The organism is Nostoc sp. (assembly GCF_036917415.1).
Classification (GTDB): domain Bacteria; phylum Cyanobacteriota; class Cyanobacteriia; order Cyanobacteriales; family Nostocaceae; genus Nostoc.
On record NZ_JBALDJ010000086.1, the window covers coordinates 79,844 to 99,810 of the forward strand.

The following is a 19,967-nucleotide window of genomic DNA, read 5'->3' on the forward strand; positions in this document are numbered from 1 at the left end:
TTCATATCCGACTCCTTACGGAAATAAATTTAGGTTGATTCTAAGAGTATCCGTAAAGTTATGATAGAGTACAAACACGGATAAACTTGGCGAAATATTAAATCTACTATATAAAAATTATCTATATAACAATCCTGAATGATTCACGATCGACAAGATTATCGACTTTCTAGAGAAGTCAGGGATCTGATTATTCACGAATGATTAGACATCTGGTGAAGTTAAATATGCGTTAAGGACTTACAAAAAATAAATTATCCCAAATTATTTGGAGATTTGTAGGACGCAATACTGTTCGGTTACAGCAGTTTTCATGTATTTGAACCACATCTGTCGTAAGGGCACAGCAATGCTCATACGTGTCAACTTCAGCCGAAAACTATATCAGACAGGCGTTTTGTAAATCCCTCACGCCCTCATCCCCTAACCCCTTCTCCCAAAGGAGAAGGGGAATTGAATGTCTAGCTCCCCTCTCTCTTGGGAGAGGGGCTGGGGGTGAGGGCAAAATGTTTTCACCAAGCGGGTTTAGCGTTAAGTTGACACCAATGAGCATTGCTGTGCCCCTACCGCGTGGTCTATTTACCTGAAAATAGCTGTAAAGCAAGAGACGCGATGAATCGCCGTCTCTACAATAATCAGACGACGATCGCTCGTGTCTTTGCGATCTAGAATTTTCATCAAAAAACCTTAATCGAACCGTCTTGACACAACATTTTCTGCATCACCTGAAATATTCCAGGCATTAAAAAGACTATATTACTTGGGAAAAATAGTTTAAAATCTGTAATATTAAGCAAGTTCATCTAATTACTCAGGTTGATAATAAATCCTAAGTAGATTGGACTAAGTTAGAAATCGCCGTGAGCAATTCCTCTGGTGCTACAGGTTTAACAATGTGCTGTTGAAACCCTGCTTTTAGTGCGTACTGCTGATTAATTTCGCCTGCATAAGCAGTCAGAGCGATCGCCGGAATCTGTTTTCTCCCGATTTTTGCTTCCAGAGTCCGCACCTGTTGCATCAACATATAGCCGTTCATTTGTGGCATTCCAATATCGCTGAGTAAAATATCTGGCTTTGACTGGGTTAGCGCTTCTAATGCTTCATCTCCTGATGCTACTGCGGTGACGATCGCACCAAACTGTTCCAGTACAAAGCTGAAAAAGTCGCGGGTATCATCATTGTCATCCACAACCAGCACTTGTAAACCCATCAAGGGAGAGGACGGAAAAGCGGCAGTTGAGGAATCAGTATTTGTGTCATCTTCGATCGTTGCACCGTCCTTGATTAGCGGCAACCTAACTGTGAAGATTGCTCCTTTGTCGTCGCCAGGACTTTCCGCCCCAACCGTTCCGCCATGCATTTCAATCAAGTGACGAGCGATCGCTAAACCTAACCCTAATCCACCAAACCTTCTAGTTGTTGTACTGTCACCCTGACGGAAATAATCAAATACATAAGGTAGAAAATCAGGATCAATGCCTTTACCTGTATCGCTGATGGTAATCTGCGCTTGAGCGTCGATGCACTCCAATCGCACATTTATTTTTCCCTCAGTCTCAGTAAACTTGACGGCATTCGATAGAAGGTTCCAGAAAACTTGCTGTAAGCGGGCTGAATCGCCCAAAACTTTCCCCACACTTGGATCGAGCATCGTCTCAATCTCAATAGTTTTAGCCTCTGCTGCCAAATGCACTGTTTCCATTGCAGCTTCAATGGTGGATACCAGATCGACTGGGATCATGTTAAGGCTGAGTTTGCCTTGGAGGATGCGAGAAACATCTAATAAGTCTTCAATTAATTGAGCTTGTAATTTGGCATTGCGCTCAATAGTTTTCAGTGCTTTGTCGAGCGCTGCCTCATCAAATTTCCGGCTCTGCAACAGTTTTGCCCAACCGAGAATCGGATTCAAAGGCGATCGCAATTCATGAGAAAGTACCGCCAAAAACTCATCTTTGATTCGATTAGCAGCCTCAGCTTCCGCCCTGGCTGTTTGCTCGAGTTGCAAAAGGCGATCGCGTTCTGATTCGGTGCGTTTGCGATCGGTGATATCAGTTAGCATGGCGATCGCACCTAAGAACTCATTTTGTTCATTCAAAATAGCTCTAGCAGAAATCAGTGTCCAAATATACGAACCATCCTTGCAGCGCAATCGACCTTCTTTAACATCGTTCCCTTCTTGCTTCAGCCACTCCAGTTTGTCTTGGGCTACTATCCCATCAGCCCGATCCATAAAATCAAACATAGAACGACCGAGCATTTCTTGAGCTGTATAGCCTAACATTTCGGAGAACCGTTGATTGACAAACTCTGTTCGGGCTTCAGAGTCAATCATCCAGATTCCCTCATAAGAAGTATCAACAATTCGGCGATACTTGGCTTCACTCTTCTGTAAAGACTCCTCTGCTTGCTGGCGCTCACGTCGCTCTTTAGCTTCCCGCAATGCCCGTTGCACTGAGGGAACTAACCGCCCTAGTCGTTGCTTTAACACATAATCGGTTGCACCATTCTTCAAAGCTTCAATCGCTAATTCTTCACCCAGCGCAGCCGAAACAAAGATAAAAGGAACTTCAGGAGTGCGATTTCGGGCAATTTCCAGAGCCGAAATTCCATCAAAAGATGGCAGGGCATAATCGGAAAGAATTAAATCGAAAACCTCTGATTCCAAAGCAGTTAGGAAATCAGCACCGGTTTCGACTCGGATCAGTTGGCAATCAATCTCCCCTTCGGTTAGTATCGCTTGGGTTAGCTCTGCATCTAACAGGCTGTCTTCTAAAAGAAGAAAACGCAGGACATTCATCAGTTGCTCTCCTTTTGAGGATGAGGTGCTGGAGGTAAAGCACCAATGGGAGGCTGATTGATCACCGCCCAAAACAGTCCAACACCCTTAATAGAATCGACAAAATCATGGTAATCTACTGGCTTGACAACATAGGCATTCACCCCTAACTCGTAGCAGCGAACTAGGTCTGGCTCCTCGCGGGAAGAGGTCAGTACCACCACTGGAATTACTCGCATTACTGGATCGGATTTGAGTTGTGCCAGCACTTCTAACCCATCGACTTTAGGCAGTTTCAAATCGAGTAGCACCACAACAGGATACCCTTCCATTCGCAACCGGAACAACCCCCGGCGATAAAGATAATCTAGTGCTTCTTCTCCATCCCGTACCACCACTACTTCATTGGCGAGATGGTTTTCTGACAAGGCGGCTAGGATTAACTCTGCATCGTTGGCACTGTCTTCAATTAGCAGAATCCGCTTCAGTTCTTTCATTCATTTTCCTTTTTGGACAACTTAGGCAGCGAGAAATAAAAGGTGGCGCCACTGTCAACTACAGCCTCTGCCCAAACTCGACCATTATGCCGATGAATAATGCGTTGCACGTTTGCCAATCCAACACCAGTGCCTTCAAATTGTGGGTCGCTATGCAGACGTTGAAATACTCCGAATAGCTTGTGTACATATTGCATATTAAAGCCTACGCCGTTATCTTGTACAAAAAAGACAACTTCGTTTTCATTGTCAATACTTCCAACAGTAATTTCTGCTGGGTTTTGAGTCTGGGTATATTTTACGGCATTGCCTATCAGGTTGCGAAGCACCAGCCGCAGCATGGAGGGGTCGCCCTGCACTTCTGGCAGTGGCTCAATGCGCCAATGAATTATCCGTCCTGGGGTTTCTGCGATCGAGTCGCGTTTTACTTGTTGTACCAATTCCTCCATATTGAGGTTGATGTATCGCATTTCCGTGCGCCCCATCCGAGAAAATGTTAGCAATTCATCGATCAGTATTCCTGCCTGTTTGGCAGTTTCGGCAATTATTTTCAAATAGCGCTGACTTGTTTGATCTAAGCTTGTTGAGCTATGCCGCTTCTGAAGCAATTCGATAAATCCGGCGATGTGGCGCAGTGGTGCCCGCAAGTCGTGAGAAACTGAGTAGGAGAAGGATTCGAGTTCTTTATTAGCGGCTTCGAGTTGGACAGTGCGCTCTTGAATTCGCTGCTCTAACATTTCGTTGAGTTGTTGCAGGGCGGCTTCGGCAACTTTGCGATCGTGAATGTCACTGGCGATGCCTACCCACTTGATAATCTGTCCGCTTTGATCTCGAAATGGTAAACCCCGGACAATATGCCAACGATAGCTACCATCAGAAACTCGACGAAAGCGAATTTCTACTTCGTAGTCTGTAGCATTAGCAACAGCCTGCATCGAAGTTTTCAAGACGCGATCGCGGTCATCGGGGTGAATCACATAAATCCAGCCATAGCCAGCAATCTGCTCCATTGTCAGTCCGGTATAGTCTAACCAGTATTGATTGCAATAGGTAATACCACCATTGCGATCGCCCATCCAAATTGCCTGCGGTGAGATTTCCGTTAAAATTCGATATCGCTCCTCACTGTCACGTAGCGCTTCTGCTGTCAACTTGCGTTCGCGCAGCGCAGCTTGCTGTTCGCTAATATCAGCGACTAACGCCGCATACCCTTCAACGATTCCCTGTCTACTAAACTGGGGAACGTAAATAGCATTAATGTAACGTGTGCCACCATCTTTATAAGGAATTTCACTTTCAAATGTTACCTGTTCTCCTGCTAGTACTTGTTCCACATAAGGACGAAGCACTTCATAAGCGGATTCACCCAATACTTCCCAAAGATGTTTTCCATAAACTTCCACTGTGGAATGCCCAAACCACTCTTGATAGGCTCGGTTATTGAAGCGGTAGCGTTGTTCTGAATCTACAAAGGTAATCAGAACTGGCAGCGTATCTGTAATTAAACGAAGTTCTGTTTCTCGTTGCCGCAATGCTTCTTCTATGAGCTTACGGTTGGTGATATCGCGCCAGCAATCTATTGCACCAATAATCTGACCTTGGGAATCCCGAATCGGTACTACATTGGCGATCGCTGCAATTGTAGTACCATCTGGACGTTCAATGATGCATTCTTGATCGCGGATCGTTTCACCATAGCGTGTAGCACGGTATAAAGGTAGTTGTTCTAAGGTGAGGGGCGTTACACCATCAGCGAGAAACAGATTGTAGAGCTGAACATAAGACTCAGAAGATATGCCAACGAGAGATTCACTCGCTCTGCCCAAAAGCTCTTGCGCGAGTTTGCTGTTAGCGATGATTTGGAAATCAGGGAAACCGCCAGCGATCGTAATTCCCTCTGGGACGTGTTCTAGGAGCATTTGCAAAACGCTCTGGGCTTCTTCTGCTTGACGGGAGCGATGCTGGGCTTCTGCTTCGGCTTGTTTGCGTTCGCTCAAGTCAAGAACAAAACCAATAATTGTCCGATCTCCCTGTTTAGCAAAACCAAGTAGAACGGGAACTAGAGAGCCGTCTTTGCGGATGTATTCCTGCTCAAAGGGCTTACAACTTCCAGTAATTATCAGTTCTTGAATCGCTCGCTCACTCACCTCAATGTATTCGAGTGGAACGATCTCGCCCCAGCGGATTCGACCAGAGCGCAAATCCTCGCGGGTATAATTGAGCATTTTTAGAAAGGCATCATTGGCTTCAATGATTAAGCCGTTGAGATCGGCCACAATTACCCCAATAATATTGGACTCCGTTAAGCGACCAAACCGTGTCTCGCTTTCACGTAGTGACTTCAGGCTCGCTTCAGCTTTTCTTTGGGCTGTGCGGCGTGATTCGTTGAGCCAGATGATTAACCCTGCTGTCATCATGAACACGACTAGCCGCACTAAAATGTCCAGATTTGTAATCTTCAGCGGATAGAGCGGATGAAGAAACAAGTAGTTGATTACCAAAGTAGACAAAACAGTTGCAAGTAGTCCTGGTGCGAAACCCCCGTACCAGGCACTCACCATCACCGCAGCCAAAAATAGTGCCGCAGGTGCTGCGGTGAAATATGGACGGAGCAGCAGCGTTATTCCCACTGCTAAGACAACGGATAGCAAAGCAATACTATAGTGCAGCAGTTGCTCCCGAATGATTGCGCCCTTGTTTCTACCGCCAGCAAAGATGTTTTGGGATTGAGATACCCTCGCCTTACGACTCATAACCCTACTCTGCTTCTGGAAAATACTGATTTAGCAGTCTTTTGCTGGGTTCATCCATCTTCCGTAACATTTCTTCTATTAGTTTTAGTGCTATGCGTGAAGGGACTGTATGCCCATTTTCCCAACGATTAACTGTTTTGAAGTAAACTCCTACTTTAGCAGCAAACTGTTTTTGAGAAAAATTGAGCTGCTGACGAAGTTCTCGAATGAAATCTAAAATTTCCAGCCGCTTTGTTACAGACATCTCTGTATTTTATCCCCATAGGATAATAAAGAGGACACCTGTTTTATTTATTATCTCTTACTTAGAGAATATTTTCTCTGTTTTCGTCTTTCACTGAACCGTTTGAGTTCAAAGGTTCAACGATGAAGCTCAAAGGTTCGACGATGATGCTCAGAGGTTCAACGATGATGCTCAGAGGTTCAACAATGATGCTCAGAGGTTCGACGATGATGCTCAGAGGTTCGACAATGATGCTCAGAGGTTCGACGATGATGCTCAGAGGTTCAAGTTTCAGTATCTAAGGGTGAAACTTGAGCTTTCCAATGTTCGGGTAGTTGAAGATTTTCCGGTAGGATGGTTGTGCGATCGCCTTTAACCAATTCAATCTGCTGTTGTTCTAGGTTTTTGGCTTCGTAAAGGTATGCGCCTGTGAGATCAGCAGTCTCAAAATTTGCTGCTTGCAGATTATAGCAGTTCTCGTTTACGTGAGGTGTGCTTGTTCAAGATGCTAAAACTTCACTGAGGATAACAATAGGAAAACCAGGAACAATACGAAAGCCTTTATCATTGGTAATAAATTGGTTAAAATTAACAGATAAAGCTGTTGCAGCATGAATAGCATCGGGTGTTTTGAGGTTACTTGTAGCCCGAAGATTCGTAGCTTGTCGCAGTATTGATTGACTAATAGGAATTAACTGCACTTGAGATGATAATAATAGTTTTTCATAGTCTGCTACTAAAGAATTATTACCATTACGCAATGGAACAACTAAAACCTCCATTAATATTAGTTCACTGCTGATGATTTGAATTTCTCCTGCATAAAATTTAGACCATAGTGGTTGCAGAAGAGAGTAATAATCAGGGTTGCCTTCAATGGTATAAATAGCCACTGAAGTATCTATATAAATAGGGTCACTTGTTAGAAGTATCAACTGTCCCATGATAAGCGTTCTTCTTGTAGTTGTCTGTCTATATCCTCAGCAGTTCGAGAAGGGTGTCTCCTACGGCTTTCTTCTATAATGTCCAGTACAGAACGATGTTTGGGTTCAGTTTTTTCTGGTAAAATCACAAATACATCAACGATATCGCCTATTTCAGCTTCTGGAATTTCAATTTCTATTTTGTTTCCTGGTAAAACTTTGGTTGTGATACGTAAAGCTGATTGCATGGTTTTTCCCTCAACATTGATTAATACTGTAGGCAAGATTGTTCTCTTCTATATTTTCCTACAAGCCATAGAGGGTAGCAGTACTCTCATCTATTTCTATTTCTTGTTTTTCGCTAAATGAATAAACAATCCAATAAATAAAATTAGAACTATAAACAAATTTATCGGTGTGTCTGTCTTGTTATCAGACATAGCTTTCATCTTGTTCATCTCCAGAATTGTTACGGAGACTTTTAGTAAAAACTATAGCATTAAGTAAAACTGGTAGAATACGCCCAAATAACGAATGATGCTGCGATCGCTTAACTAGATTGCCGCCAATGTGTCGGTGCTTCGATATAATCAGGTAGACGAGTGGTGCGATCGCCAAGCGCCTCTCTAATCTGCTCCAACTCTAAGTTTTTCGCTCCTGTCAAAATAGTCCCTTCCAGTTTCACATCACTGAGATTAGCTTCTGAAAAGTTAGCTCCCATGAGGTTTGCCTGAGTCAGGTTAGCTTGATAAAAGGTTGCCCTATACAGGTTTGCTCCAATCAGATTAGCCTGATATAGGTCAGCTTCCGTTAAGCTAGCTTCCGAAAGGTTGGCAAAATAGACTTCTGTTTGGTGGAGTTTGGCTGCATTCAAATTAGCCCCAGAAAGGTTAGTTCCATTTAAGTTCGCCCCACAGAGATTAGCACCAATCAAACCCGTTTGGTGCAGGTTGGCTTTACCCAATTTTGCTCCTTGCAAGTTAGCTAAAAATAACTTTGCTCCAGAGAGGTTAGCTACTTTTAAGGTCGCTTGTTGTAAGTTAGCTTTATAAAGGTTCGCCCCCTGTAAATTAGCTGCACGCAGACTTGCACCACTCAGGTTGGCTGAACGCAGGTTTGCTCCAGAGAGGTTAGTACGATTCAGGTTAGCCCAACAAAGGTTGGCTCCATATAAACTAGCTTTTATTAATTTTGTTTCATAAAGAATCGACCTAATGAGTTTAGCGCCACTAAGGTCACATCCACTCAAGTCAGCCCCACGTAAATCAGCTCCACTCAAGTCAGCCCCACGCAGGTCAGCTTGTTGCAGGTTAGTTTTTAGCAGGTCTGCTTGTCTAATATCGGTGTTACGTAAATCAAGTTTCTGATCTTTTGGGTCTTCGAGTAAATTACGCCTGCCGATAACAGTCAGGGCTGCTTGAATATCGGTACGTATTTTTGGCAATTCTTCATGGAAATTTTGATCTAGCTGCGGTGTCGGATGCGACCCACCTCTACGCCGACTTGAGTAAACTACTCCTTGATATTCCGGCTGTTGTTGCTCCCCTTTTACGTGCTGAATAGGTGTATTCTCTCGCACAAAGGCAGTGAGAATTTCCATAATTGTCCAGTGTTCTTGAGGAAAATCCTGAGCAACCCTTTCCAATGCATAAATTGCCCCTGTCCGGGTTTCAACCTTTTCATGGCCAAGCTGGGCAATTGCGCCCATAAAGCGCTCTGCAATCAATCTGTCTTGATTGAGTTTGGCATTTTGCAGGCCAATTTCTAAGTTTTTCTCAGATGCGATCGCACTCTTCTGCATCGCTTGGGCACGCCTTGCTGCATAATAAGTATTAAACATTGCTGCCGATGCCAGAAAAACTATTGCAGTAGTTGTTAAAGCTTGGTTTCTATACTGGATTTTTTCTTGAATTGACAATCCTTTAATACTGGACAAGGCGAAGAAAATTACAGTCAACGAGCAGCCAAATATAACTGTTAAAGTTATCAACCAATTCAACAGAGCGTCTGTCTTTTTAGAAGACATGGTAAAAATTTTCCTTACAACCTAGAATTATTACTTAGATGTTGAGGAAAAATAGTATAGCATTTAGCAGAAAATTATAATAGGTGTCAAAACACTCATTGAACTAGGGAATGATATCGAATATACTTTTACATTGCGACATCAAGAAACGCTTGCGGTACAAGAATTACGAATTACGCTCAAAAGAGGGAATGGAGAGTTTTTAGCGTTTAATAAGTAATCAAGCGGATATAATATTACTCAGATAATTTGGTTTCTCTGAGGTTTGCGCCATCGAGTATGGTGTCATTGAAAATTGCTCCATGCAAGCTAGCTAAATATAAACTAGCACGATGCAGGTTAGCTCCAGAAAGGTTAGCTTCAGAAAGGTTAGCTGCACTGAGGATTGCTCCTTCTAAGTTCGCTAGATATAAATTAGCTCCTTCTAGATTAGCTGCACTAAGTATTGCCCCCGCTAGATTAGCTTCTCTAAGATTAGCCCCAGCTAGATTAGCTTGATAGAGATTTATCTGTTGTAGATTCGCCCCTTTCAAGTTTGCTCCTCTCATATCTGTGAAGCTCAAATCAAGTTGCTGATTTGCTGGGTCTTTGTTTGCATCTCTTCTGGCGATAACAGTCAGGGCGGCTTGAATGTCTACACGAACTTTTGTTGACAGGTTGCTCGTTACTTCCTCTTGGGGCATATAAGGAGCATTTTTTCGTACAAAAGTAATAAGAATGTCTACGATCGTCCAGTGGTATTGTGGATGACTATGGGCAATTTGTTCTAAATCATTAATTACAGCTACAGTGGTTTCTATAGTATTATTTCCAAGCTGTTCACTTGCTATTCTTAAGCGTCGTTTTAGCGAATGATGCTGATTTTGTTTAACTTGTTCCTGGAAAGCAGGTATCCACAGGAAGATTTTTGATAGCTGGATGTGAGTTTTTGATAAAGTATTTTTCATAGCATTAAAAGCATTAATAATTAATGAAAATAAATTCAAATGCCTATTTTTGATTGAATAAATTATTTGGGTCTGCTATTGTTTCATACATAGTTAGTACTGAAATATCCTAATGTAACCAACAAAATGGAAAATCTAACTTTCAAATAAGTAGATATAAGCATACAGACTCTTGTCGTTTCCAATAATCAGTTGTTTTCACTAGTTTTTAGTCTTCACTGACAATTAACGCTCATCATGATAATTTTGATTTATTTATAATTATTGATTAACTAAAAATGACTATTAAAATTCAGCAAAATATACAACCAATAGTTAAAAAAGTGGTGTTAATTGGTGGCGGTCACAGCCATGCTATTGTTATGAAAATGTTCGGTATCAAACCGTTAACAGGAGTACGTTTGATACTGATTACCACAGCATCAGAGACAGCCTACTCTGGGATGTTACCAGGACATATTGCCGGATTTTACAGCCACAATGAATGCTATATTGACTTGCGACCCTTGGCGAACTTTGCTCAAGTACAATTGTATATTGACACGGTAGTTGCCCTTGACTTAAAAAACAACAAAGTTCTTTGTGCTAACGGACTTGCGGTAGATTTTGATGTGCTGTCTATTGATATTGGCAGCACTCCAGCTATACTGTCTGTATCAGGTGCGGCAAAATATGCGATCGCAGCTAAACCAGTATCGCAGCTATTAGAGCATTGGCATGAATTAGTTGAAACCGTAGGTAAAAATCCTCAAGAACCAATTAGGATTGCGATCGCAGGTGGAGGCGCTGGCGGTGTAGAATTAGCGCTATCGATGCAATCTCGTTTACATCGGATTTTGGATGAAACTCAACAACCTATTCAAAACCTAGAAATTCATTTATTCCAGCGTGGACAAGAACTGATGCCCAATTATCATCAATCAGTACGGCATCAACTTCAGCACATTTTAACTGACCGAGGTATTAAGTTACATCTGGGAGAAACTGTGTGTAAAATTGCACCTAAAACTCATAATGAAGCTAAAGAAGTATTTGAAATTAAATGTAAATCTGGTTTGACAGTAGAGTGCAATAAAATCTTTTGGGTAACACAAGCATCAGCACCTAAATGGTTAAAAAACGCTGGACTAGGAACTGATGAGCAAGGTTTTATTTTGGTAGAAGATACGTTGCAATCTCAAACGCACCCGCAGGTATTTGCATCTGGTGACATTGCCACAATGGTAAATTATCCGCGTCCAAAAGCTGGGGTATTTGCTGTTAGGCAAGGCAAACCTTTATTTGAGAATTTGCAGCGAATTTTATTAGGTAAGTCGCTCAAACCTTATAGACCACAGAAACAATATTTGAGTTTAATTGGTACAGGAGACAAACGAGCAATCGCAACCAGAGGCACTTTTACTTTACCACCCCACAAACTCTTGTGGTATTACAAAGATTGGATTGACCGCCGTTTTATGGAACGCTTTCGCTTTGAAGATTAGGGACTGGGGACTGGGCGAGATGAGGGAGAATAATTGAAAAAGTTTCTTCCTAATGCCCAATGCCCAATCCCCTCATCTAAGCTGTTCAATTAGCTCGATAATTTGTTGGTAATATTGGATATTTCCTTCTTGGTAATATAAGTCTGCGGATTTCTGAAAATCTGTAATTGCTCGTTGAGAGTCTCCCAGATTCCGGTAGACATCTGCCCGGACAATGTAAGCTGAAGCCCAATTAGGCTGACGCTGTAAGGCTTGGTTTAAGTCTGCAAGCGCTCCTTGTAAGTCTCCCAACAGAGAACGGCTACGACCCCGATTGTACCAGTCTTCAGCAAAGCTGGGGTCGATCGCGATCGCTCGACTGTAATCTTCTATTGCCCCTTGATAATCTTCTAGGGCATAGCGAGCATTAGCGCGATCGCTGTAAAATGCAGCAGATTGGGGATTGATTTGCAAAGCTTGGGTGTAATCTGCGATCGCACTTTCATAAGCTTCTAAAGCATAATGAGTTGAACCTCGGTTGTAATATGCTTCAATTAAATCAGGATTAATTTTTAATGCTTGGTTATAATCTGTGATCGCTCCTTGTTCATCTCCTAAAAGACGACGAGCATTTCCGCGATTGCAATACGCTTGGGAAAAGTCAGGAACAAGCTCTATTGCTTGAGTGTTATCATCAATTGCTCCCTGTAAATCTTGCAGAGCTTCACGGGCAATACTTCGACCATAATAAGCTGCGGCTAAGTTATCATTAATCTGCAATGCTCGATCGTAATCTTTAATTGCTCCTTTATGATCTCCTAAAGAACGACGAGCCGCCGCGCGATCGCAATATCCTTCAGCTAAATTAGGATTGAGTTGTAATAGGCGATTGCTATCTTCAATTGCACCTTGATAGTCTCCTAATCGGCGACGAGCATTAGCCCGAAAGCCGTATACTAAAGCTAGAGTCGGGTTTTCTTGTAATGCTTGGTCATAATCTGCGATCGCACCCTGATAATCTTCAAGAGTACTACGAACCAGACCCCGCTCACAATAAGCTTGCACATCATCAGGATTCAGCTTTAATGCTTGGTTAAAGTCTTCAATTGCTCCGTGATAGTTTTTGAGGTGAGCAAGCACTAGACCCCGATTATAGTACGCTCCGGCAAAGCTGGGATTGATTTTTAGGGCGTGGTTGTAATCTGCGATCGCCCTTTGATAATCTGCTAAAGCGTAGTGAGCATTACCTCGGTTATGATAAGCTTCCGCCAAGTTAGGATCTAATTGTAATGCCTGGTTATGGTCAGCGATCGCTTCCTGATAATTTCCTAAAATATGGTGGATGTTACCCCGATTGCTGTAAGCTGCGGCAAAATGGGGATGCCATTGTAAAGCTTGCTGGAAATCTGCAATCGCTTCTTGACGCTCGCCACGTTCAAAACGATTTACGCCCCGATTATGATAAGCGTTTGCAATATCAATATTGATATTATCAGCTAATTGGGTACTCATTTCTATTGTTTGGATATAATCTGCGATCGCTTTGTCGTAGTTTTCTAAAGCAAAGTAGGCATTCCCCCGGCTGTGGTAAGATTGCGCCAGATTGGGATCTAATTGTAATGCTGCGTTATGGTCAGCGATCGCGCCTTGATAATCGACTAAAAAATAACGAGCATTAGCCCGGTTGTAATAGGCTATGGCAAAATTGGGATTGATTTCGATGGCGCGATTGAAGTTAGCGATCGCACTGCGATAATCTTGGAGTTGACCACTTAAAATCAGCCCTCGATTATGGTAAGCTTCGGCATAGTCAGGATTTAGCTTGATTGCTTGGGTATAAGCTGCGATCGCGGCTTGATAGTCTCTTTGCAAATTGTGGTTTAATCCTTGGTTGAAAAAATCTTCAGCATTCATATAATTTTTTTGCCTTTTGACATTTTCTAGCCTAAAGCATTAGGATTCTTAACGATATGTTTTAAAAATCATTCCAACTACTATTGTGCCTGTCGCAAGGATTTTTTTTAATCTTGCGAACGGGTTTAATTTATTTGAAAGCAGATACTTTTGGACAAGCTGTAAACGAGTTAAGCTTGAAACGAATCCTTACTATCTGTTCTTTTTAACTTTCATTAGGACTTACGCAAAAAACCTCTCTAACTCTTATTCCTCTGTGTTCTCTGCGTTCTCTGTGGTTTGATTTTCCGTGACCTGTGCGTAAGTCCTGTTTCATATTTAATTATCTCCTGGAATAATTAATTGACGGTTAACTGTCAACTATTTTTTTCTTTCCTGGAAGCGTAAACGCCCTAGATTTAGTTAGCGTATCTTCTATTTTTTGGATAATTCGGTAAGCCGTAGACTCATTCACTCCCCAAGATTGACCTATATGGGGCTAAATACTGAGGATGTCAAGTTTGCCCAGAAGGTATTGGAATATCGTAGGATGCAGACACAGTATGGAATTAACGCTCCGTCCACACCCCCCATTAGGGACTTCCAATTAAAAAAATAATCAATCGCTGTGTAGGCAGGGGAGCAGGGAGCAGGGAGCAGGGAGCAGGGGGAAAAGAAAAATATCATCTGAATAAATTGGGTAATTTATTCTCTGGAAGTCCCTTAATGAAGATGGAAGTAATAATCAAAGGGGTATGGACGGGATGAGGGAGTTTGAGGTTCTGAAGCTGACACTTAAGCCTTTGAACCTATCGTGACTACGACCGAGATTTGCACAAAGCCCGTCATCTAATTGAAAACTTTTTTGCCAAACTCAAGCAGTATCGAGGAATTGCGATGCGCTACGATAAATGCGCTACCAACTTTCTGGGTGTAATTTATCTTGTTGCTTCTGTTATTTGGCTTAATTGATGACACGCCCTAGACTGATGAAAGAGAGATAGTTGCTGCATAAGCGTATGGTATGCTCCTTTGTAAATAATTACTGTTAGCATTAGCCATGAACCCTGAAGCAGTTGAGCGCAGCTTTCTCACACCTCTAACTTTTATTCAACGTAATGCTAAAGTCTATAGTCATAAAGTTTCTATTATATATAATCAAAAACGCTTCACTTACAGAGAATTTGCAGAGCGGATAAATTGTCTAGCCTCAGCACTGCATCATGCTGGACTTGAAAAAGGCGATCGCGTCGCTTTTTTTTGTTTCAATACTCCACCCATGCTGGAAGCCCATTTTGCTGTGCCTTTCACAGGTGGTATTCTAGTATCTATTAATACTCGTTTAGCTCCCCAAGAAGTTGCTTATATCTTGAATGATTGCGGTGCTAAATTTCTCTTTATTGATACAGAGTTAGCAAATATAATTCGACCTATTCAAAATAGTCTAAAAACTGTTAAGTATATAATCAACATCAGCGATACTGAAGGATTTGAACCTATAAATGGAGAGGATTATGAAGCATTTCTCCAAACTGGTAATCCTACTCCTTTATCTTGGGGAATTACGGATGAAATGGATACGATTTCTATTAATTACACTAGTGGGACTTCTGGTAAACCCAAAGGTGTAATGTATTCTCATCGCGGCGCATATATTAACTCTTTAGGAGAAATAATTGAAACAACATTAACACCTAACTCAGTTTATTTATGGACTTTGCCTATGTTTCACTGCAATGGTTGGTGTTTTACTTGGGCGGTAACTGCTATCGGTGGTACTCATATTTGTTTGCGTAAGTTTAACCCCGCTAATATTTGGAAGTTAATTCAACAACTTGGAGTAACTCATTTAAATGCTGCACCTGTAATTTTAATTTCTCTCCTCAATCATCCAGACTGTCCGCAATTACTAGCAAAACCTCTAACTATCACTACAGCAGGCGCACCACCATCACCAATATTGATTGAAAAACTTACTAACATTGGCGCAAAAATTATTCACGTTTATGGTTTAACAGAAGTTTATGGCCCATATAGTGTTTGTGAATATCAATCAGATTGGAATAATTTAAATATTGAAAAACAAGCAAAACTTATGGCACGCCAAGGCGTACCTTATATCGGTGCAGATGGTTTGCGAGTTGTAGATCAAAATATGAATGATGTCCCGGCGGATGGTGAAACAATGGGAGAAGTGGTGATGCGGGGAAATATGGTGATGAAAGGCTATTATAATGACCCAGAAGCAACCGAAAGGGTATTTAGAGGAGGATGGTTTCATAGCGGTGATTTAGCAGTAATGCACCCTGACGGTTATATTGAGGTGCGCGATCGCATCAAAGATATCATCATTACAAATGGGGAAAATGTCTCTAGTATTGAAGTTGAACAATGTCTTTACCGCCATGAAGCCGTGTTAGAGTGTGCAGTTATTGCTGTACCTCATGCCAAACGTGGTGAAGTGCCAAAAGCTTTTGTTACCCTCAAAGAAAACGCGCAAGTTACAGAACAAAAATTAATCCAATTCTGCCGCCATCAAATTGCTGCTTTTAAATGCCCTACGACGATTGAATTTACTACTCTGCCAAAAACTAGTACTGGTAAAATTCAAAAGTATCTGTTACGAGAGAAAGAATGGATAGGTTATGAAAAAAGGATTTATGGTAGTTAGTTGCGATATCGAAATTTACTGCCAATTTTACCAGTTTGTTGCCCCTGATGATTCCCGACAACTTTTACAAAATCGGCTATCTGCGGCTTGTAATACTCAAGATTAATTCAGGATTGCTATATCGTTGATAACGGAAGAGTAGGCATAGACATCATATAGTTTGCCTTTACAGACTTAGTTTGTGTAATTTCAAATTTCCACTCTGAAGAATAATCAGGAAACTCATAACCAACACTCTTAACATGAGCCAACATCAACTCATCTCGTTGATGCCAAACAGCAAATATTTTTTCCCTGCCATCATATAGCGTTTCTAGGTCAATTTGATAAACATTATTTACTCGCTTTAGCTTCAAACCCAACAAATTTAATAGTCGGCTGAGTATTTTTATTGCCGAATCTTGCTCTTTCTCTCCAATTAAATTAATACCAAGCGCTCTTTTAATATGCTTACTATGCTGGAAAGCGATATTTTTTAACAATATCAAATCTCGATCGTTCTCAGTAAATTCTCGTGTTAATTCAAGAAACTGAAGCATTCCTAAAGCTCTCATAGCTTCAACTTTTAGCGTGTAAGTTTTTAAATCTGGTAAAAAAACTTTCCCTTCACCCCAAGACAATTGCTGATGCCATTCTTGCTCGTCTCTGACGTGAAAATACTCGCTCTCGTGAGTTAAATAATAGTGAATTAACAGTTGACGATAATATCCTTGTTCATCCTGCAATTTTAACCAAGGAGTAATTTCTACACCATACCTTTGTGTAAGAATATATTTGTTGATTTGGTTGCGTTCTCCATCCGTTAGAGAATGCTTAACTAACATCTGCTCATATTCCATATCATTGATATCTTTAGCATTAGCTACAGCAGTTGCTATCGATAGTTGATTTTGTTGCTTAATCTCTTTAATTTTGCGTTTAATTTCTTTAGCTTTTTGACGACTGTGTGCCCAATCTTTTTGAACTTTAACAATTTCTAAAATTAACCTTTTGCGGGTAGCCAAATCACCTGCATCAGTTGCCAAAAAGGCTAGACGTAAATCTCGAATAATATTATTGTGAACCGCATTACTCCGCACCTGAATTTGATGCCCATCAGCAATTAAACCATCTTGCATAGATTGCCTATAGAGGCGAATAGAAGCATTTACCCTTGCAGATAACTTTGCCCAAGTTCGCAAATGAATCGGATCGTAAACTAAGGGTAAATCTACATCTATTTTATGTAGGGGACTCAGCAAAGCTAAGTTTTCTTTTTGATTTTCTTGATACCAATCAGATAACAAGCGATAATTTGTACTCCCACTACCAATTAGACCAATACCTCGTTTAGCACACCAGACAACACGCGGTACATTATCCCTGACTCTTGCTAGCGCTTGTCTTGCTTCCGAGTCAGGAATTACCCCTTGAAAAATTCCATAAACTCGGTCGAAATGTTGGACATCAATACTAATTCCCGTACCAAGACTAGGAGTAACAAAAACGCCGTCATATTCAGATATTTTTTGATTAATCGCAGCGATAAAATCAACTGCTGCATGACCAGGTGTATTTGTAGTGTGACTACTAACTACCAGAGTTTTAGGAAATTGTCGCCGTAATTTTTGTAGCCGCTCTTTCAGATAACCTTCAATTGTTTCACAACTATAACGCCCAGCCCGACTATCGGTAGTAACATAACATTTACGTCCAGCAAGTAAATCCAATTCTAGTTGGTGAATTAACGGTGTAGGATTTGGCGAATCATAAAAAGTCACGTCCCAACCTTGTTGAGGCTTCCACTGATTGAGAACTACCCAAGGTGTTAATTTAATTCCTGCCAATCCTTGTAAATATTCAAGAGAAACATTTGATAAATCAGCATCTTGGGCAATTACTAACCCCCCACTTGTTAAAACTGTCGCAATGAGTTGCTGGAATAACTTTAATATTTTTACCCGTTTATGCTTACAAGTATTACTATTTAGCAGATGCCATAAAGATTGCTCTACTTCATCTAAAATTACTATTGCCCCGCGCCAATTTTCCGGGTTAAGTTTCCAAATCGAATCAACGCACAAGCCGAGGGATTGCTGAGGAAAGGGAGAGCGGAGAATGGGAGGAGCAGGGATAAGTTTTTTATCAGTCCTTTTTTCACCATCTTCTTTATGTGTTCCCCATTGAATACCAATTTTTTCACACAAGAATCGTCCAAGCAGGATTCTGTGAGTAATTAATAAAACTGGTTGATTTCTACTTTTTGCTTGTTGAACAACGCCTTGCAATGCCGTAGTTTTCCCCGTTCCTTTCGCTGATTTGACTCCTACTAATCCAGAAGTGGGGAAAGGTATTTCACCTATATAAGGACGGTTGAAAGTGAGTGTAGGAGGAATGCTTAACTCGGTGTGGGGTTTGGTTTGAGCAAGATAAATTTCTAAATCAACACCTTGGCGATAAACTTTCTCGAAACTAGTTGCACCTTTAGCAACAATAAATTCATCAACCCCTTTTTCCATTCCTGGAAGTTCAATGACTTTAACTGGACAATTTTTTTGCTGGAATAAACAACCAAGTTGAGAAATAGCATTATTTACAGCAGCAATTGTCTTGGGTTGAGTTTCAAAATCAAAGCAAATGTAAAAGCTGCGTTTTGTAATCGCAAACGCTGCTAAATCAGGAATTAGCTGACGACGGGTAACTTTACCAAATTCATCTTTCACAACCCGATAACCACTGGTAATTCCGGGAATGGCGATCGCTACATATCCTTGTGTCAACAACGTGGCTGCTTTTTTTACACCCTCGCAGATGACAAGGGGGATATTCTGTTGCATCACCCATTGCCAAAAGCCCCCAGCTTCACCATCATCAGTAATAGTAATATTATCAGGCATGACTAGATTGTAACGCCCAGCAACTTGCTGCCACACTTGCAAAGTTACCCGCAAACAAAACACTCGCGTTGGCGTGCTGGGGGGATGCTCGTACTTGATGGACTTGCCATTGTGATTTTGTCGGGGTTGGTTTGGCTTAAAGCATCCCCATTCCATCATTTGCCAATTATTCAGAGGGTCTAGTCCCGAACACCACCAACCACCTTCTGTGATGTGAGCATAACGCTGCAACCAACTACTTTTCACCATTCCGCTATTGGTGCGAGGGAGTAGCCCAGAAATCAACAGGTACTCATAAGCTGTTACACCTTGGAGCGATCTAAAATTGAGATGCACTAAGTGTAAGTCTATACCATTACTCTTGACTAATTCTTCAAGGTGTCGGGGGTGTAAATAGTGCAGATGCATAGGGAAAGTCCCGAAGGGAAGACAATGAAATTAAAACAGTAACATGCATCTGCTTTTTTTTAATACGCTAAATTGCGGAGCTTTTATGATGTTTTTATTACTTCGTTAGCAAAGACACATCGGTTAAAGCTGTAGTGGGTTATTCTGCCTATTAGATTCCCGAAGTAATAATTTTGTATTGTGATATTTGTTCGCTTTTAATTTTTATTTATCAGTAAATTTCTGCGTTAAGGAATGCGATCGCTGCATGGCATCGCTATGAGGTAATATATTCATCAAGTTTAACAACGGCTTGACACTGAGCCTCTACCTGTACCACACCTCAGATGTGCGATCTCTCTGAATGAATAAAGACAAAAACGCTCGCAGTACAGAACCCTTTAACCTCGCTCCAAAGGTTTGAGATAGCCTTGAGTGTTAACTTCTCTTTGCGATCGCATCTAGTACAGATAACTTGACGTAACACTTTTACTCAAGTAGCACGGTAACTCCAAAAGCTGATTGGAGGTAA

General features: G+C 41.4%; 14 protein-coding genes. 3 read left to right on the plus strand and 11 right to left on the minus strand.

Translation table 11 applies throughout. From position 1 onward, the window contains the following. Positions 1-829: 829 nt before the first annotated feature. The 8 genes from V7K41_RS18820 to V7K41_RS18855 form a co-directional block, all read right to left on the minus strand. Entirely contained in the window at positions 830-2,797 is a 1,968-nt protein-coding gene (locus tag V7K41_RS18820) for a hybrid sensor histidine kinase/response regulator (RefSeq protein ID WP_334850549.1), read from the minus strand. Further along, complete coding sequence (locus V7K41_RS18825; protein ID WP_334850550.1) at positions 2,797-3,273, minus strand: response regulator; 477 nt, start codon at positions 3,271-3,273, stop codon at positions 2,797-2,799. The genes V7K41_RS18820 and V7K41_RS18825 overlap by 1 nt, the downstream gene beginning before the upstream one ends. Beyond that, on the minus strand, positions 3,270-6,026 hold the full coding sequence (locus V7K41_RS18830; RefSeq protein ID WP_334850552.1) for a PAS domain S-box protein: 2,757 nt from the start codon (positions 6,024-6,026) through the stop codon (positions 3,270-3,272). The genes V7K41_RS18825 and V7K41_RS18830 overlap by 4 nt, the downstream gene beginning before the upstream one ends. Positions 6,027-6,030: 4 nt before the next feature. Beyond that, positions 6,031-6,270 carry a helix-turn-helix domain-containing protein gene (locus V7K41_RS18835; RefSeq protein WP_334850554.1) on the minus strand — a complete coding sequence of 80 codons (240 nt, stop codon included), beginning with the start codon at positions 6,268-6,270 and terminating at the stop codon, positions 6,031-6,033. A 479-nt stretch (positions 6,271-6,749) separates the two neighbouring features. Further along, on the minus strand, positions 6,750-7,193 hold the full coding sequence (locus tag V7K41_RS18840; RefSeq protein WP_334850556.1) for a type II toxin-antitoxin system VapC family toxin: 444 nt from the start codon (positions 7,191-7,193) through the stop codon (positions 6,750-6,752). Further along, entirely contained in the window at positions 7,181-7,420 is a 240-nt protein-coding gene (locus V7K41_RS18845) for a hypothetical protein (RefSeq protein ID WP_334850557.1), read from the minus strand. Before V7K41_RS18845 ends, V7K41_RS18840 begins: the two co-directional genes overlap by 13 nt. A gap of 302 nt (positions 7,421-7,722) precedes the next feature. Next, positions 7,723-9,198, minus strand: a complete 1,476-nt coding sequence (locus tag V7K41_RS18850) for a pentapeptide repeat-containing protein (protein WP_334850559.1) — start codon at positions 9,196-9,198, stop codon at positions 7,723-7,725. Between the two features lie 236 nt (positions 9,199-9,434). After that, positions 9,435-10,145: a pentapeptide repeat-containing protein gene (locus tag V7K41_RS18855; RefSeq protein WP_334850561.1), complete on the minus strand. Its 711-nt coding sequence runs from the start codon at positions 10,143-10,145 to the stop codon at positions 9,435-9,437. Positions 10,146-10,435: 290 nt separating this feature from the next. Here V7K41_RS18855 and V7K41_RS18860 point away from each other — a divergent pair, with 290 nt between their 5' ends. After that, entirely contained in the window at positions 10,436-11,629 is a 1,194-nt protein-coding gene (locus V7K41_RS18860; RefSeq protein WP_334850604.1) for an FAD-dependent oxidoreductase, read from the plus strand. 72 nt (positions 11,630-11,701) lie between these two features. On the opposite strand, the gene V7K41_RS18865 is transcribed toward V7K41_RS18860, so the two are convergent. Continuing rightward, the gene (locus tag V7K41_RS18865) at positions 11,702-13,522 is read right to left on the minus strand and encodes a tetratricopeptide repeat protein (protein WP_334850563.1); all 1,821 of its coding nucleotides are present in this window, start codon (positions 13,520-13,522) and stop codon (positions 11,702-11,704) included. Positions 13,523-13,871: 349 nt separating this feature from the next. Beyond that, complete coding sequence (locus V7K41_RS32930) at positions 13,872-13,994, minus strand: hypothetical protein (protein ID WP_442943220.1); 123 nt, start codon at positions 13,992-13,994, stop codon at positions 13,872-13,874. Between the two features lie 338 nt (positions 13,995-14,332). Between V7K41_RS32930 and V7K41_RS18870 the strand changes: the two genes are divergently transcribed. Together V7K41_RS18870 and V7K41_RS18875 are read left to right on the plus strand one after the other, a co-directional pair. Beyond that, positions 14,333-14,473, plus strand: a complete 141-nt coding sequence (locus V7K41_RS18870; RefSeq protein WP_442943219.1) for a transposase — start codon at positions 14,333-14,335, stop codon at positions 14,471-14,473. Positions 14,474-14,561: 88 nt separating this feature from the next. Beyond that, positions 14,562-16,172, plus strand: a complete 1,611-nt coding sequence (locus V7K41_RS18875; RefSeq protein WP_334850565.1) for an acyl--CoA ligase family protein — start codon at positions 14,562-14,564, stop codon at positions 16,170-16,172. 116 nt (positions 16,173-16,288) lie between these two features. Here the strand turns inward: V7K41_RS18875 and V7K41_RS18880 are convergent, their stop codons facing one another. Then, on the minus strand, positions 16,289-19,456 hold the full coding sequence (locus tag V7K41_RS18880; protein ID WP_334850566.1) for a plasmid replication protein, CyRepA1 family: 3,168 nt from the start codon (positions 19,454-19,456) through the stop codon (positions 16,289-16,291). Between the last annotated feature and the right edge of the window lie 511 nt (positions 19,457-19,967).

Bases quoted from the DNA above. Each gene is read 5' to 3' on its own strand.
- V7K41_RS18820 (WP_334850549.1), bottom strand. From the start codon at position 2,797: ATGAATGTCCTGCGTTTTCTTCTTTTAGAAGACAGCCTGTTAGATGCA.
- V7K41_RS18825 (WP_334850550.1), bottom strand. From the start codon at position 3,273: ATGAAAGAACTGAAGCGGATTCTGCTAATTGAAGACAGTGCCAACGAT.
- V7K41_RS18830 (WP_334850552.1), bottom strand. From the start codon at position 6,026: ATGAGTCGTAAGGCGAGGGTATCTCAATCCCAAAACATCTTTGCTGGC.
- V7K41_RS18835 (WP_334850554.1), bottom strand. From the start codon at position 6,270: ATGTCTGTAACAAAGCGGCTGGAAATTTTAGATTTCATTCGAGAACTT.
- V7K41_RS18840 (WP_334850556.1), bottom strand. From the start codon at position 7,193: ATGGGACAGTTGATACTTCTAACAAGTGACCCTATTTATATAGATACT.
- V7K41_RS18845 (WP_334850557.1), bottom strand. From the start codon at position 7,420: ATGCAATCAGCTTTACGTATCACAACCAAAGTTTTACCAGGAAACAAA.
- V7K41_RS18850 (WP_334850559.1), bottom strand. From the start codon at position 9,198: ATGTCTTCTAAAAAGACAGACGCTCTGTTGAATTGGTTGATAACTTTA.
- V7K41_RS18855 (WP_334850561.1), bottom strand. From the start codon at position 10,145: ATGAAAAATACTTTATCAAAAACTCACATCCAGCTATCAAAAATCTTC.
- V7K41_RS18865 (WP_334850563.1), bottom strand. From the start codon at position 13,522: ATGAATGCTGAAGATTTTTTCAACCAAGGATTAAACCACAATTTGCAA.
- V7K41_RS18875 (WP_334850565.1), top strand. From the start codon at position 14,562: ATGAACCCTGAAGCAGTTGAGCGCAGCTTTCTCACACCTCTAACTTTT.
- V7K41_RS18880 (WP_334850566.1), bottom strand. From the start codon at position 19,456: ATGCATCTGCACTATTTACACCCCCGACACCTTGAAGAATTAGTCAAG.